8 protein-coding genes are annotated in these 13,487 nt (G+C 36.8%); 6 read left to right on the forward strand and 2 right to left on the reverse strand.

Annotated elements, in window-relative coordinates; translation table 11 throughout:
• Positions 1-160: 160 nt before the first annotated feature.
• The 3 genes from REB14_RS16490 (at position 161) to REB14_RS16500 (ending at position 9,156) form a co-directional block, all read left to right on the forward strand.
• Positions 161-3,709, forward strand: a complete 3,549-nt coding sequence (locus tag REB14_RS16490) for a T9SS type A sorting domain-containing protein (protein WP_309522714.1) — start codon at positions 161-163, stop codon at positions 3,707-3,709.
• Between the two features lie 171 nt (positions 3,710-3,880).
• Positions 3,881-6,658 (forward strand): T9SS type A sorting domain-containing protein, encoded by a 2,778-nt coding sequence (locus tag REB14_RS16495; RefSeq protein WP_309522715.1) that lies wholly within the window; start codon positions 3,881-3,883, stop codon positions 6,656-6,658.
• A gap of 173 nt (positions 6,659-6,831) precedes the next feature.
• The gene (locus REB14_RS16500) at positions 6,832-9,156 is read left to right on the forward strand and encodes a GEVED domain-containing protein (RefSeq protein WP_309522716.1); all 2,325 of its coding nucleotides are present in this window, start codon (positions 6,832-6,834) and stop codon (positions 9,154-9,156) included.
• 201 nt (positions 9,157-9,357) lie between these two features.
• Here the strand turns inward: REB14_RS16500 and REB14_RS16505 are convergent, their stop codons facing one another.
• Both REB14_RS16505 and REB14_RS16510 read right to left on the reverse strand, forming a co-directional pair.
• Complete coding sequence (locus tag REB14_RS16505; RefSeq protein ID WP_156106430.1) at positions 9,358-9,516, reverse strand: hypothetical protein; 159 nt, start codon at positions 9,514-9,516, stop codon at positions 9,358-9,360.
• A gap of 43 nt (positions 9,517-9,559) precedes the next feature.
• Positions 9,560-10,387 carry an ion transporter gene (locus tag REB14_RS16510; RefSeq protein ID WP_079241010.1) on the reverse strand — a complete coding sequence of 276 codons (828 nt, stop codon included), beginning with the start codon at positions 10,385-10,387 and terminating at the stop codon, positions 9,560-9,562.
• A 250-nt stretch (positions 10,388-10,637) separates the two neighbouring features.
• Here REB14_RS16510 and REB14_RS16515 point away from each other — a divergent pair, with 250 nt between their 5' ends.
• The 3 genes from REB14_RS16515 to REB14_RS16525 all read left to right on the forward strand — a co-directional run bounded on the left by REB14_RS16515 (position 10,638) and on the right by REB14_RS16525 (position 13,477).
• Positions 10,638-11,486, forward strand: coding sequence for a hypothetical protein (locus REB14_RS16515; RefSeq protein ID WP_309522717.1), 849 nt, complete (start codon positions 10,638-10,640; stop codon positions 11,484-11,486).
• A 114-nt stretch (positions 11,487-11,600) separates the two neighbouring features.
• Positions 11,601-12,698: a Nif3-like dinuclear metal center hexameric protein gene (locus REB14_RS16520; protein WP_079241012.1), complete on the forward strand. Its 1,098-nt coding sequence runs from the start codon at positions 11,601-11,603 to the stop codon at positions 12,696-12,698.
• Between the two features lie 2 nt (positions 12,699-12,700).
• Positions 12,701-13,477 (forward strand): zinc ribbon domain-containing protein, encoded by a 777-nt coding sequence (locus REB14_RS16525; protein WP_034695298.1) that lies wholly within the window; start codon positions 12,701-12,703, stop codon positions 13,475-13,477.
• Positions 13,478-13,487: the final 10 nt, after the last annotated feature.

A 13,487-nucleotide genomic window follows, 5' to 3' on the forward strand; every position in this document is an offset into this window, starting at 1 on the left:
GCGAAATAATAGTTAAATTTAAATAAATGTTTAGTTTTATTGTGTTTTAATGGTATTTTTAAGTGTTTTTGTTTAATATTTTATGATATTTTAAATATTTAATTTAAATTTTAAATTAATATTTATACATTTACCGCCCTAACTTATATTATTACTATTTATGAAGAAATTACTACTATTAAGTCTATTTTTAATAGCTTCTATTATGAATGCCCAGGTAACACTCGGCAGTGGGACGTCCCAGGGCGGATACGTCCCGGTTGATGTCAACTACGGATATAACTACACCCAGCAGATTTTTACTAAAAGTGAAATTAATGCGAGTGCTGCAGGTGCTATTACCGGGATGAAGTTTTATCTTCCGAACAATGCTGATATTTCAAAATCTGTAGATTGGGTAGTGTATGTAGCTCATACGACCAAAACTTCTTTTTCCAGTACATCGGATTGGATTCCTGTGTCTGGTATGACTCAGGTTTTTGCGGGTATTGTAAGTGCTTCAGGAGGAGAAGTGATTGTCAATTTTACAACTCCTTTTGCTTATAACAATACAGATAACCTTGTGTTTGCTATAGATGAGAATACTGCTGATTATACAGCAACCACAAACAAATTCTACACCTATACCGGACCTTCTAATTCAACGCTGTATAATAGAAGTGACACTGTAAACCCAGACCCGGCATCACCTCCAACAGGATCAAGAACAACAACAAAATCAGTTACAGGTCTGTTGGGACTTACTCCGGCAACAGCTCCAGCTTGTCCTGCAGTTTCTGCACCTGCTACTGCAGCAACCAATGTTTCTGTAATGCCTACGATTACCTGGACTGCTTCCAACTATGCTTCATCATATAAGATTAGTATAGGAACAACACCTGGAGGAACAAATGTTATGAATATGCAGGATGTAGGAATCACAAACTCTTACACTTTAACCAGTTCTTTGAGTTTCAATACTCAATATTACTATACAGTATATGCTGTAAATTCTGCAGGTACTTCTACAGGATGTACAGAAAGATCTTTTACCACAATGGCTACATTGGGATGCCCGTCTGTGAGCGCACCTACAAGTGCTCAGGTTGGTATACCTGTATTACCTACTTTCTCTTGGTCTGCTGTAAGCGGAGCATTAGGATATAGATTAAGTATTGGGACATCTGCGGGTGCTTCCAATGTTTTGAGTAATTTTGATATGGGAAATGTTACTGCTTATACCCTTACTTCTGCGCAGCAACTGAATCCGACAACTCAGTATTATTATACTATTACAGCTTATAACGGTGGTGTAGTATCAACAGGTTGTACTGAAAGAAATTTCACGACTACTGTAGTACCTCCGGCAAATGATAATTGTTCAGGTGCAGTGGATGTAACAGTAAATCCTTCTTTAACCTGTACTGCTACAACTCCTGGTAATACTTTGGGAGCTACAGAATCTATGGCTGCAGGTACTTGTTTCGGAGGCCCGAATGATGATGTATGGTATAAGTTTACTGCAACGGCAGCAAGTCATGTAATAGCGATATCTAATATAACTTCTACCGGAACTACAACAGGAACTACTGATATGTATTTCCAGGTATTGTCAGGAAACTGTGGTACTTTGACAAGTCTACTGTGTTCTGATGCTGAAACAAATATTGTTACCGGTCTTACTCCGGGACAGACTTATTATGTAAGAGTTTATACTTACTCTACTACGGTTACAGCTAATGCGAGCTTTAATATTTGTGTAAGTACGCCGCCACCGCCACCAGCAAATGATGACTGTGCTAATGCTGTGGCAATTACAATCAATCCTGATATGAGCTGTACAAGTATAACAACAGGAACAACATTAGGAGGAACAAGTTCAGGAGTTGCTCTTGGATCTTGTTCAGGAACGGCTGATGATGATGTTTGGTATAAATTTACTGCAACAGGAACAGGTCATACTTTTCAGTTGAAGAATATAGTTTCTGTTGGAACTGCTTCTACGACATCTTTGTATGCTCAGGTATTCAGTGGTGCTTGTGGAGCTTTGGTAAGTACTTCATGTATCAGCTCAAATACAAACTTTACAAACTTAACAGGTCTTACAGCGGGTCAGACTTATTATGTAAGAGTGTATACGTATGATGCTAATTCGGGAGCGAGTTTTTATGCAAATTCTTTTGATATCTGTATGGGAACACTTCCTGCTGCTCCTGCTAATGATGAGTGTTCAGCTGCTGTTTCCTTATCAGTAAACTCTACTTTGACATGTGCTACACCTGTATCGGGAACAACTTTAAGCGCAACTAACTCAGGGTTGGCGGTAAGTCCATGTACAGGAACGGCTGATGATGATGTTTGGTATAAATTTACCGCTACAGGTACTGATCATGTAGTAATGCTTTCAAATGTTACTGCGGTTGGAACTTCTACATCAACGAGTTTATACACTCAGGTGTTCAGTGGTGTTTGCGGTACTTTGACAAGTATTAAATGTGGTACTTCTGTAAATACTCCACTTACTGGTCTTACTGCAGGTCAGACTTATTATGTGAGAGTTTATAATTCTAATACGAATGGTACTACGCTGTATGCTAATAGCTTCAATATTTGTATTGGTACGCCTCCGCCACCTCCTGCAAATGATGACTGTGCAAACGCTACAGTTCTTTCTGTGAGCAGTACTGATGCTTTCCTAAACGCTGTGAACGGTTCTACTGTAAGTGCTACTCAGAGTTCAGGAGTTACAGCTCCTACATGTAGTGCATCTGGAATCAATGATGATGTTTGGTATTCGTTTACTGCAACAGCTGCTACGCATCTTGTACATGTTTTATATACTGATAATGCAACAAGTACACAGATATATTCTGGAACATGTGGGGCTTTAACAGCTATGACTTGTTTTGATGGTGCTTATGGAAATTCCAACATATTGTTACAAAATCTTGCTGTAGGTCAGACATATTACGTGAGAGTGTACTCTTCTACAAGTACGGCAACTACAACATCTAATTTCCAGATTGCAGTGACTACTCCTTCGCCTGTAGTTAATGATACATGTGATACAGCTACTGCGATAGCTTGTAACGGAACAGTTCAGGGTGTAAATGCACTGGCTGGTGATGAAACTCTTCCTGCTTCATCATGTGGTAGTACAGGTTCTACTGCATCTTATAAAGGAGTGTGGTATACAGTAAAAGCTACTGAAAATGGGCCTATTACTATTGATGCTTGTGGTACACAATATGATGCATATCTAAGAGTATACACGGGTACTTGTGGTTCACTTACTTGTTTTAGTAATAGTTCTGGTGTAGGGTATGCTGATGCCGGATGTACAGTTTCTCTTTATAATGCTCCTACATTAACCTTTACAGGAGTTGCTGGTACTACGTATTATATCTTGCTTACAGGATATGCTGCAACCAGAGTTGGTAACTACAGTATTTCAGTAACTCAAGGCTGTTCTGGTCTTGCAACAGCTGAGGTTGAAAAGAAAAATAATGAGATTAAAGCTTATCCTAATCCATTTGTGGATGTTCTGAATATCTCAGATGCTTCTAAAGTAAAATCTGTTTCAATTGTTGATGTTTCCGGAAGATTGGTGAAAACCATTGATAATCCTTCTTCTGAACTTCAATTGAGAGACCTGAAACAAGGAATGTATTTAGTAGTATTGAATATGAAAGACGGATCTAAACAAACGGTTAAGGCAATTAAAAGATAAAATTTATTAATCATATCCTATGAAACGGCAGCTATTTGGCTGTCGTTTTTTATTATTATTTGTGGTGTAGATGCCTACAGATCTATCATTATTTCTTTTTTTTAAAACTTAAAAAAAGATGTTTCAAATTATTGTAAATTCGTGGATGTATTAATAACCAAAAACTTATACATGAAGAAAATCTTATTTTTATGCTTACTAATGGTAAGTATTGTACTAAGTGCTCAAATTAAATTAGGTGCAGGAAGTACAGACGTGGGTAATGCGCCAGTCGGTAATGCTTTTAGATCTTATTCTCAGCAGATTTATACAAAACAAGAGATCAATGCTGATGCTGCAGGTAATATTACAGGACTTAAATTTTATGTAGCGCCTTCTGCTAACATGGGGTATGCCGCACAATGGGATATTTATCTTGGGCATACAACGAAAACTACTTTTGCGGCTAATGATAACTGGATTCCAACAGGGCCGATGATAAAGGTTTATTCAGGTACGGTTGCTAATACAAATGGTGTGATAGATATTATTTTTACAACTCCATTCCCGTATGATAATGCCCAGAATTTAGTAATTGGAGTTCATCAAAAGATGTTTAATGATATTCCTCCTAATCAGTTTTTTGTTTATAGTACTACAGAAGGGGGAGGGATTTTTACTAATTCTCCAGTCTATTCAGGTGATCCTTCAACGAGTTTAAATGGAACGCCTTTGCCTTATAAATCTGTAGTAAGTCTTCAGGGTTTGGTACCAAGTGTTTTACCTGTTTGCCCTGCTGTTTCTTACCCTGTTAATAATGCAATCCTTTTACCCACTTCTCCGGTTATTACCTGGGCTGCATCACCAGGAGCTACAGGGTATAAGGTTTCTATAGGGACTACTCTGGGAGGAACGGATGTGGTTGATCAGCAATCGGTAGCTACAACAAGTTTTACTCCATCATCTCCACTATCGGTTTATACAACTTATTATCTGAGTGTAAATGCTGTTGGGTTGGCTGGTGAGTCTTCCGGTTGTGTTAATATCAAATTTAAGACGGGAGCATTGCCTCCATCTAATGATGAATGTACAAATGCTGTGGATTTAGTTGTTAGTCCAACTATGGATTGTACAAATTTTACTCCTGGTACAAATTTAATGGCGTCTGTATCTAATCAGGGGCAAAATTCATGTATTAATTCTTATAGTCATAATGATGTGTGGTATAAATTTACTGCTATAGCTTCCAAACATATGATTAAATTAAGTAATATAACCTCCGTAGGAGAAATAAATAATAAGTTTATATATTTTTCTGTTTTTAAAGGAAGCTGTGGTAACTTAACAACTATTGCATGTAGCGATGAACCTCAATATTATTCAATTGTAAGTAATCTTACCCCGGGTGAAACTTATTACGTAAAAGTGTTTACTCGTGCTAATTATGGTGCTGCTCAAAATTTTGATATATGTGTGGTAACGTTTCCACCACCACCAGTCAATGATGAATGTGGAAATGCTATAGACTTACCTGTAAATCCTGATTTGAATTGTGCAAGCATTACTCAAGGAACTATTATATCCGCGACAGATTCCAGTCTGTCACCTGTTACTTGCTATAATAGTCCTAATTATGATGTATGGTTCAAATTTACAGCAACAGGTAATAAACATGTTATTAGATTAAGTAATATTATCTATAAAGTCCCGGTATTTTTTGCTCCTACTTTACGTTTTCAGGTTTATAAGGGGGATTGTAATAGTTTAGCTAGTCTTTCTTGTTCTTATCTGAATGCTTTGGCTGTAGATAATCTTACAGTAGGAGATACTTATTATATAAGGGTTTATAGTAGTTCGACGCAACAATCCAGTGCTATGGATTTTGATATATGTATAGGGACAGATAATACACCACCTCCTCCCAATGATGAATGTATAAATGCCATTACTTTGCCTGTAAATTCTGATGTGAATTGTTCCGTTGCAACAGCTGGTAGTACAATGGGGGCTACAGCATCGAATATATCAGCTCCTACATGCAATGGTGTTGCAAAACCGGGAGATGTCTGGTTTAAGTTTACGGCTACCGCAACAGGTCATTTGATTCAATTGAAAGATTTGGTTTCTCTTGGGGTGCAGTTCGGTAATGAAATCTACTTTCAGCTTTTTAGTGGTGATTGTGGTAACCTTACAAGTATTAAATGTTCCCATCGTATGGGCGGGGTTTCCGGGCTTACAATAGGCCAAACTTATTATATAAGAGTATTTAATACTAGATACCCAAGTGAAGTTGTCGGATTTAATATATGCATTGGAACATTGCCACCGGTTCCAGTTAATGACAGTTGTTCCGGAGCTTTGGTTGCTTCTGTATTTCCTTATAGTTACACACAAACAGATGCGTTAGCTGCAACTAATAATAATGGATTTGTTACAACTTGTAGCCCGGCAATGAATGATGGTACATGGTTTACGTTTACAGGGGACGGTTCTACTCATAAAATTATAGTATCACCTATAGGAAGTGAATTTCCTAAGGTTGGAGTTTATAAAGGAGGGTGTGGAAGTTTAACTTGTATTACCAGAGGTTGGCATTCTACACCAATATCGATTGATACTGTTCCGGGAACTGTGTATTATGTGAATGTTGGGAATGAAAGTTCAACTGTGGATTTTTTAGAATTTCCTTTTACAATTACTATTTCCAAAGGGACTTTGGGAGTTTCTGAAGTTTCTAAAAACGGAGAAAGTATAGAGGTTTATCCGAATCCATTTAGAGATACCCTGAATATTGCAAAACCAGATAAAGTAAAATCAGTTTCCATTCTTGATTCTGCCGGAAGATTGGTTAAAACAATTGAAAAACCTTCCTCTGAACTTCAGTTGAGAGATCTGAAAGAAGGAATGTATTTAGTAGTGCTGAATATGAAAGACGGATCTAAACAAACCGTTAAGGCTATTAAGAAATAAATAATTTCTTTTAAAAATAGAAAAAAGAGACTGTTCAATTGGAGCGGTCTCTTTTGTTTATAAGGGTAATTGTCTTTTGTTGAAAGAAAATTTGTATTTGTTGTCATATGATGAAAAAAATATTTTTTTTATTGTTGATTTTCACTAGATTTGATTAACTAATACTGATTTATATGAAAAACTTTTTACTCGTTGGTTTCTTAATAACTGGCTTTTTATCCTCTGCGCAAACCTATTGTACGCCTGCGTTCGCTAGTGGCTGTAGTGGCGGGGATGTGATAGATTCTTTTGCAATTCCGGGAGCGGGATTTGATCATCCGAATACAGGTTGTTCTACTGATGCATATGGAGATTATACTTCTATGACGATTAATCTCAGTGCAGGTTTAAGTTATGATTTTAGCGTTAAACATGATTACAGTGATCAGAATGTTCGTATCTGGATAGATTTCAATAACGATGGAACTTTTGATGATGCAGCTCCGGAGCTTGTAGCTTCTGCAAGCAGTACGCTTGTAGGAGGTGATAATATTACAGCAGGACTTATAACAATTCCTTCAACTGTAACTCCAGGTACTTACAGAATGAGAGTAGGGGATAGATTCTCCGGAGATCCTATTCCTTGTAATACAGATGGATATGGAGAAGCTCATGATTATACAGTAGTAATTGGGGCGGTTCCGACTTGTTTTGCTCCGACTGCTTTAACAGTATCTGCTGTTACGGCAAATTCAGCTCAGGTAGGATGGACAGCTCCGTCTTCTGCACCAGGAAGCGGCTATGAGTATTATTATTCAACTTCCAGTACGTATCCAACTGCTGCAACAGTAGTTTCAGGGGCAAGCAGTGGATTAACTGCCAATCTGTCTACACTTGCACCAGCTACTACTTACCATGTATGGGTGCGTTCTGTCTGTAGTTCTTCTAATAAGAGTGCATGGTCTCAAATGTCCACATTTATGACCTCGTGTGTTGCTGTGGGAGTACCTTATGCATTGGATTTTGAAAGTATAACTCCACCAGATATGCCAACTTGTACCTCGGTAGTAAATGATGGGGCAGGAAATATGTGGGAAACAGGTGATCTTGATGCTCAGGGATTTACAGGGAATGTTCTTCAGTATTCTTACGACTATGCAGAGAATGCGAATACCTGGTTTTTTACCAATGGAATTAATCTTACTGCAGGAGTGACCTACAGAATTAAATATAAATATGCCAATGCGGAAGGAACTGTATATGCTGAAAAACTGAAAGTTGCCTATGGAACTTCGGCTACAAGTGCAGGAATGACCAATACATTAGCAGACCACTCGGATATTGTTATCAGTACCGCAACAAGTGCTTTTGCGAACTTCACACCAACAACTACGGGAGTGTATTATTTTGGATTCCAGGCCTATTCTGATGCTAATATGAATCAATTATACGTTGATGATATTAATATAGATGTAGCACCGGCTTGTAGCGAACCTAATGCATTAGCTGTTTCTAATATTACCGCTGCAGGAGCTACAGTTTCCTGGGCAGCAGCCACTCCGGTTCCGGCTAGCGGCTATGATATTTATTACAGTACAACCAATACAGCACCTACAGCAACAAGTACCCCTAACTTTACAGGAGTTACTGCAACCACTTATAATATTCCAGGTTTAGCTGCTTCCACTCCTTATTACGTATGGGTAAGATCTGCATGTAGCGCAACAAGTAAAAGTATATGGAGTGATTCTGCTACCTTTACAACATTATGTTCAAGTACGAATATTCCTTATACAATAGATTTTGAAAACGTTACTGTTCCAGATCTACCTGGTTGCACAAATAATGTTAATGCGGGAACAGGAAACGATTGGGAAACAATGGATCCTCCTTCCGATAGCCAGGGATTCACTACCAATGTGTTGAAATACCAGTATAACTCTTCCAATTCTGGTAATGCATGGTTCTTTACACAAGGATTGAATTTGACAGCAGGAGTGCAGTATACCATCAGTTATAAATATGGTAATAACTCATCAACCTATGTTGAAAAATTGAAGGTAGCATACGGAACTTCACCAGCTGCAGCAGCTATGACAGGTTCTATTGCAGATTATCCTTCAATTAATGATGAAATGGCTCATACAGAATCTATAACGTTTACTGTGCCTACAACAGGAGTGTATTTCTTTGGATTTAATGCGTATTCAGATCCAGACCAGTATAATCTGTATATTGACGATATCAGTATTAATAATGCGAACCTGGCAACAGCTGAAGTTGCTAAAGCGAAAAATAATATCCAGCTTTATCCTAATCCATTTACGGATGTATTGAATATCTCTGATGTGAAAAATGTTAAAAATGTAACGGTAACAGATGCTACAGGAAGATTGGTGAAAACTATTACCAACCCTGAATCTACAATCCATTTAAGAGATTTGATGCAAGGAGTTTATTTAATAACACTTGAAATGAAAGACGGATCCAAGCAGACTATTAAAGCTATTAAAAAATAATTCATCATTTAAATAAAAAAAGGGAAGGCGGGTCATTGATGATCCGCCTTTTTTTTTATGAAGATTGAATAGAATTTGATTTGAAAAATATTGATGAAAAAAGATGAGCAAAATATTTTACTCATCTTTTTTATTTTATTCTGTGGTTGTTATTGATTATCAGATATTTTACATCGCACATTACCCATTGCTCATTACTCATCATTTATTGGGTACAGGCTGTATTTCTCCTTTATTCATAAGGTCAAATACGGTAGGGAAGAACATTGCTAATATAAAGTAGATGATGATCATCAGCACAATCAGTGCAAAAAGAATAATCACTAAGCTATTCGGTCTGTTTTTCTTTTTTGGTTCCATGATTTTGTGGTATTTGGTGAATAAATTTTACTTATACCAAATATTAAGCTAATTTCTTGCCACATTTCTTACAATACCTTGCATCATCATCAATATCATCATTACCACAGCGGTCACATACTATTTCCAGGTTCTGTCTTTTGTTTCTCATTTCGGCTGTTACAATTCCGGTAGGAACTGCAATAATGGAATAACCCGCCAGCATAAGAATAACAGCAAAGAACTTTCCTAAAGGCGTGATAGGCGATACATCACCATAGCCTACAGTAGTTACTGTAACAACTGCCCAGTAGATGGATTGGGGTATTGTTTCAAAGCCTTCTCTTCCGCCTTCTACCATAAACATAAGTGATCCTACAATGACTGAGAAAATAATCAGAAAGAGGAGAAAGATATAAATTTTCCTTGAACTGTTTTTTAATGCCCTTACAATAAAATACCCGTCATTCATAAAATCCAGCAAGTTGAAAATTCTGAACACTCTCAGCATTCTCAGCATTCTGAAAATGAGAAAATATTTAGTAACCGGGAAAATAAAGCTTAGAAAAAAAGGAACAAGAGCCAGGAAATCTATAATTCCGAAAAAACTGAATATATAATTCCGTTTATTTTTTACCACCGCAATCCGCATAGAATATTCTGCTGTAAAAAAAATAGAGATGATCCATTCGAGAATCAGAAAGGTATAATGGAATTTTTTATCAAGCTTTGGTACACTTTCCATCATAATGATAGCAGTACTGGCAAGAATTAAAGACAATAATATGATGTCGAACAGTTTTCCAAGCTTCGTATCGGAGCGATAAATTATCCGGTAAAGGAATCTTTTCCAAAGTTTGTCTTCAGGAATCAGATTATGTTCTCTTTCCATTTATATAAGGTTATTTCACAGCGAAGTTAATAATTTCTATAATGTATACGGTAAATATATGATTGTTAAAAGAATCTTGCAAATGTTAAAGAAAAATCTATCATTAAAAAGTGAATTATCGTATGTTAATATTATGATTTTCAATGTGTTGTATTTAGTAAAATACGAATAAAATATGACATATAAAAATTAAATTTTTAACATTTTTTTTGTCCAAGTTTGTAATTTTATTCTACAAAAGCTTTATATCATGAGAAAAATTTTAACCTTGTTTATTCTGTTTATAATAAGCAGTTTTGTTAACGCTCAGGTTGGGATTAATACTTCAGCGCCGAATGGGGCTTCAGTACTGGATATAGTTTCCAACCAAAAAGGAATTCTTATTCCTCGTCTTACAGATACTGACCGGGATACTAACCTGGCAGATAACGACGTTTCCACAGTACCTCCTGCAGGTGTGGTAAACCCTAACCTTACTGCAGGAACCCTTATTTTTAATACGACAACGAATAATTTCCAGTATTGGGACGGTACCCTCTGGAGACAGCTTTTTGTTCCCACATCTTCTCAGGCTGGTAACGACGGTGTCGTTAAAATCAATTCTGGAAACGCAAATGTAAAACCCTCATTCAGTTTAAGTGCAGCAGGAAGCGGCTACGGACCAAGACAACAGATACTGTATGCTACCCCGTTAGTCTTTGCCGCAAGCCCTACTACAAGCTGGCCGGAAACCACAGTTCCCTTTCCGGGAGTTACCAGTAATATCTATATTGCAGCCACCGGTAAATGGAGAGAAAATGAAATTAACGGGCAGGTTCACGTTTGGAGAGCAATTGCTACCATCACTCCGGGGTCTAACTCTTCAGGATCAATAAAGGCTACCTTAAAAAATCCCGATTCTGGTTTTGAAATTAACTCTATCCAGTTGGTACCGAGTGGTTCCAGTGGAACAGGGAATATTCTTACCTTTTATTTCTATACCATTGCAGACCCAGCGAGTCTTGATCCGGGAAGAGGATATCAACTTTTTATGGAATCCGATATCAACTGTAATGTAGTGGTAGAATCCTTTACAAGAGTATCTCTTTTCAAAGATTAACAGTCTTTTTTAATATCAAAATAAAACCGGTTTATGAAAGCCGGTTTTTTTATGGGTGTGGAAATTTTTCCCGTAAAATTAATATCTTCGCTGTAACTGTAAAATATAAAATTAATGAAGCTAAAAACTGTAATTGCAAAGATTGAAGAGGAAATAAGTATCAGACAGGCTGAAGATTTTGATAATGTAGGATTACTGTGTGGGGTTTATGACCGTGATGTATCAGGAATTCTGGTTTGCCATGATGCGTTGGAAAATGTGGTTGATGAAGCTATTGAGAGAAACTGCAATCTGATCGTTTGTTTTCATCCCATTATATTTTCCGGATTAAAATCTTTAACAGGGAAGAACTACGTAGAGAGAGCTGTTTTAAAAGCTATTGAAAATAAAGTAGCTATTTATGCCATCCACACCGCATTTGATAATGATTTCTTTGGAGTGAACCATGGGATATGCAGTCAGTTGGGATTAAAGAATATGAAAATTCTTCAGCCTAAAGAAAATAATTTAAAACAGTTGACGGTTTTTGTTCCCAAAGACTATTCAGAAAAAGTGAAAGAAGCCATGTTCTCAGCTGGAGCAGGAAATATCGGATTTTATGATGAATGCAGTTTTACAGTGAATGGTAACGGAACATTCAGGCCTGTAGAAGGTTCAAATCCGTTTTCAGGACAACAGGGAATTCGCGAAAATGCGGATGAAGATATGATCTCTGTGATTTTTGAAGGTTTTAAACAAGGGCAGATTGTGGGCGCTATGAAGACAGCGCACCCTTATGAAGAAGTAGCCTATCAGGTTTATAATCTGGATAATAAAAATCATCATGCCGGCTTGGGAATGTACGGTGATCTGGAAGAAGAAATGAATGAAAAAGATTTCCTTGGATTTGTAAAAGAAAAATTTGGTTTGGAAGTGATAAAACATTCCTCTTTTAACAATAAAAAAATCAAAAGAGTAGGGGTTCTGGGAGGCTCAGGAGCAAGTGGAATACGATCTGCAGCTGCCAAGAAATGTGATGCTTACCTTACCGGAGATCTTAAATATCACGACTATTTTCTCGCTGAGTCTAAAATGCTGATCTGTGATATAGGACATTATGAATCAGAACAATTTGTTACCCAACAATTATTTGAAATTTTATCACAAAAATTTAGTACATTTGCAATTTCAAAATCTATTGAAAAAACAAACCCAGTAAATTATTTCATTTAAATATGGCAAAAACCAACGATATTTCAGTTGAAGAAAAATTAAGAGCTTTATACGATTTACAGATCATTGATTCAAGATTGGATGAAATCCGAAATACTAGAGGAGAATTGCCAATTGAAGTTGAAGATCTTGAGATTGAGATTGAAGGTCTTGAAAAAAGAGCTGAAAAATTTCATGCTGATATCAAAGATCAGGACGATCAGATCAAAACAAAGCATGAAGTAATTAACCATGCTAAAACTTTAATTGAGAAATACAAATCTCAGCAGGATAATGTAAGAAACAATAAAGAGTTTGAAGCATTAGGGAAGGAAATGGAATTCCAGGATCTGGAAATTCAGCTTGCTGAAAAAAGAATTAAAGAATTCGGAGCTAAAATCGCTCACAAAAACGAAACTTTAAGCGAACTGAACTCTAAGATCGATGATTTGAAAAGCCACTTGAAATTCAAGAAAGAAGAATTGGATGGTTTGATCTCTGAAACGCAGAAAGAAGAAGAATATCTTTTAGAGCAGTCTAAAGAATTTGCAGGTAAAATTGATGAGAGATTATTAGCTTCTTACAACAGAATCAGAACCAACTCTATCAACGGTCTTGCGGTAGTAGGATTAGAAAGAGGAGCTCCAAAAGGATCTTTCTTCACTATCCCTCCTCAAAAGCAAATGGAAATTGCTCAGAGAAAGAAAATCATCATTGATGAGCACTCTGGAAAAATCCTTGTTGATGATGAATTGGTAATGGAAGAAAACGAAAGAATGAAATCTGTAATTAAATTCTAATTATTGGTTT

Source organism: Chryseobacterium metallicongregator (assembly GCF_031324065.1).
In the GTDB taxonomy this organism is placed as follows: Bacteria; Bacteroidota; Bacteroidia; order Flavobacteriales; family Weeksellaceae; genus Chryseobacterium; species Chryseobacterium metallicongregator.

Bases quoted from the DNA above. Each gene is read 5' to 3' on its own strand.
- REB14_RS16495 (WP_309522715.1), top strand. From the start codon at position 3,881: ATGAAGAAAATCTTATTTTTATGCTTACTAATGGTAAGTATTGTACTA.
- REB14_RS16510 (WP_079241010.1), bottom strand. From the start codon at position 10,387: ATGGAAAGAGAACATAATCTGATTCCTGAAGACAAACTTTGGAAAAGA.
- REB14_RS16505 (WP_156106430.1), bottom strand. From the start codon at position 9,516: ATGGAACCAAAAAAGAAAAACAGACCGAATAGCTTAGTGATTATTCTT.
- REB14_RS16490 (WP_309522714.1), top strand. From the start codon at position 161: ATGAAGAAATTACTACTATTAAGTCTATTTTTAATAGCTTCTATTATG.
- REB14_RS16525 (WP_034695298.1), top strand. From the start codon at position 12,701: ATGGCAAAAACCAACGATATTTCAGTTGAAGAAAAATTAAGAGCTTTA.
- REB14_RS16520 (WP_079241012.1), top strand. From the start codon at position 11,601: ATGAAGCTAAAAACTGTAATTGCAAAGATTGAAGAGGAAATAAGTATC.
- REB14_RS16500 (WP_309522716.1), top strand. From the start codon at position 6,832: ATGAAAAACTTTTTACTCGTTGGTTTCTTAATAACTGGCTTTTTATCC.
- REB14_RS16515 (WP_309522717.1), top strand. From the start codon at position 10,638: ATGAGAAAAATTTTAACCTTGTTTATTCTGTTTATAATAAGCAGTTTT.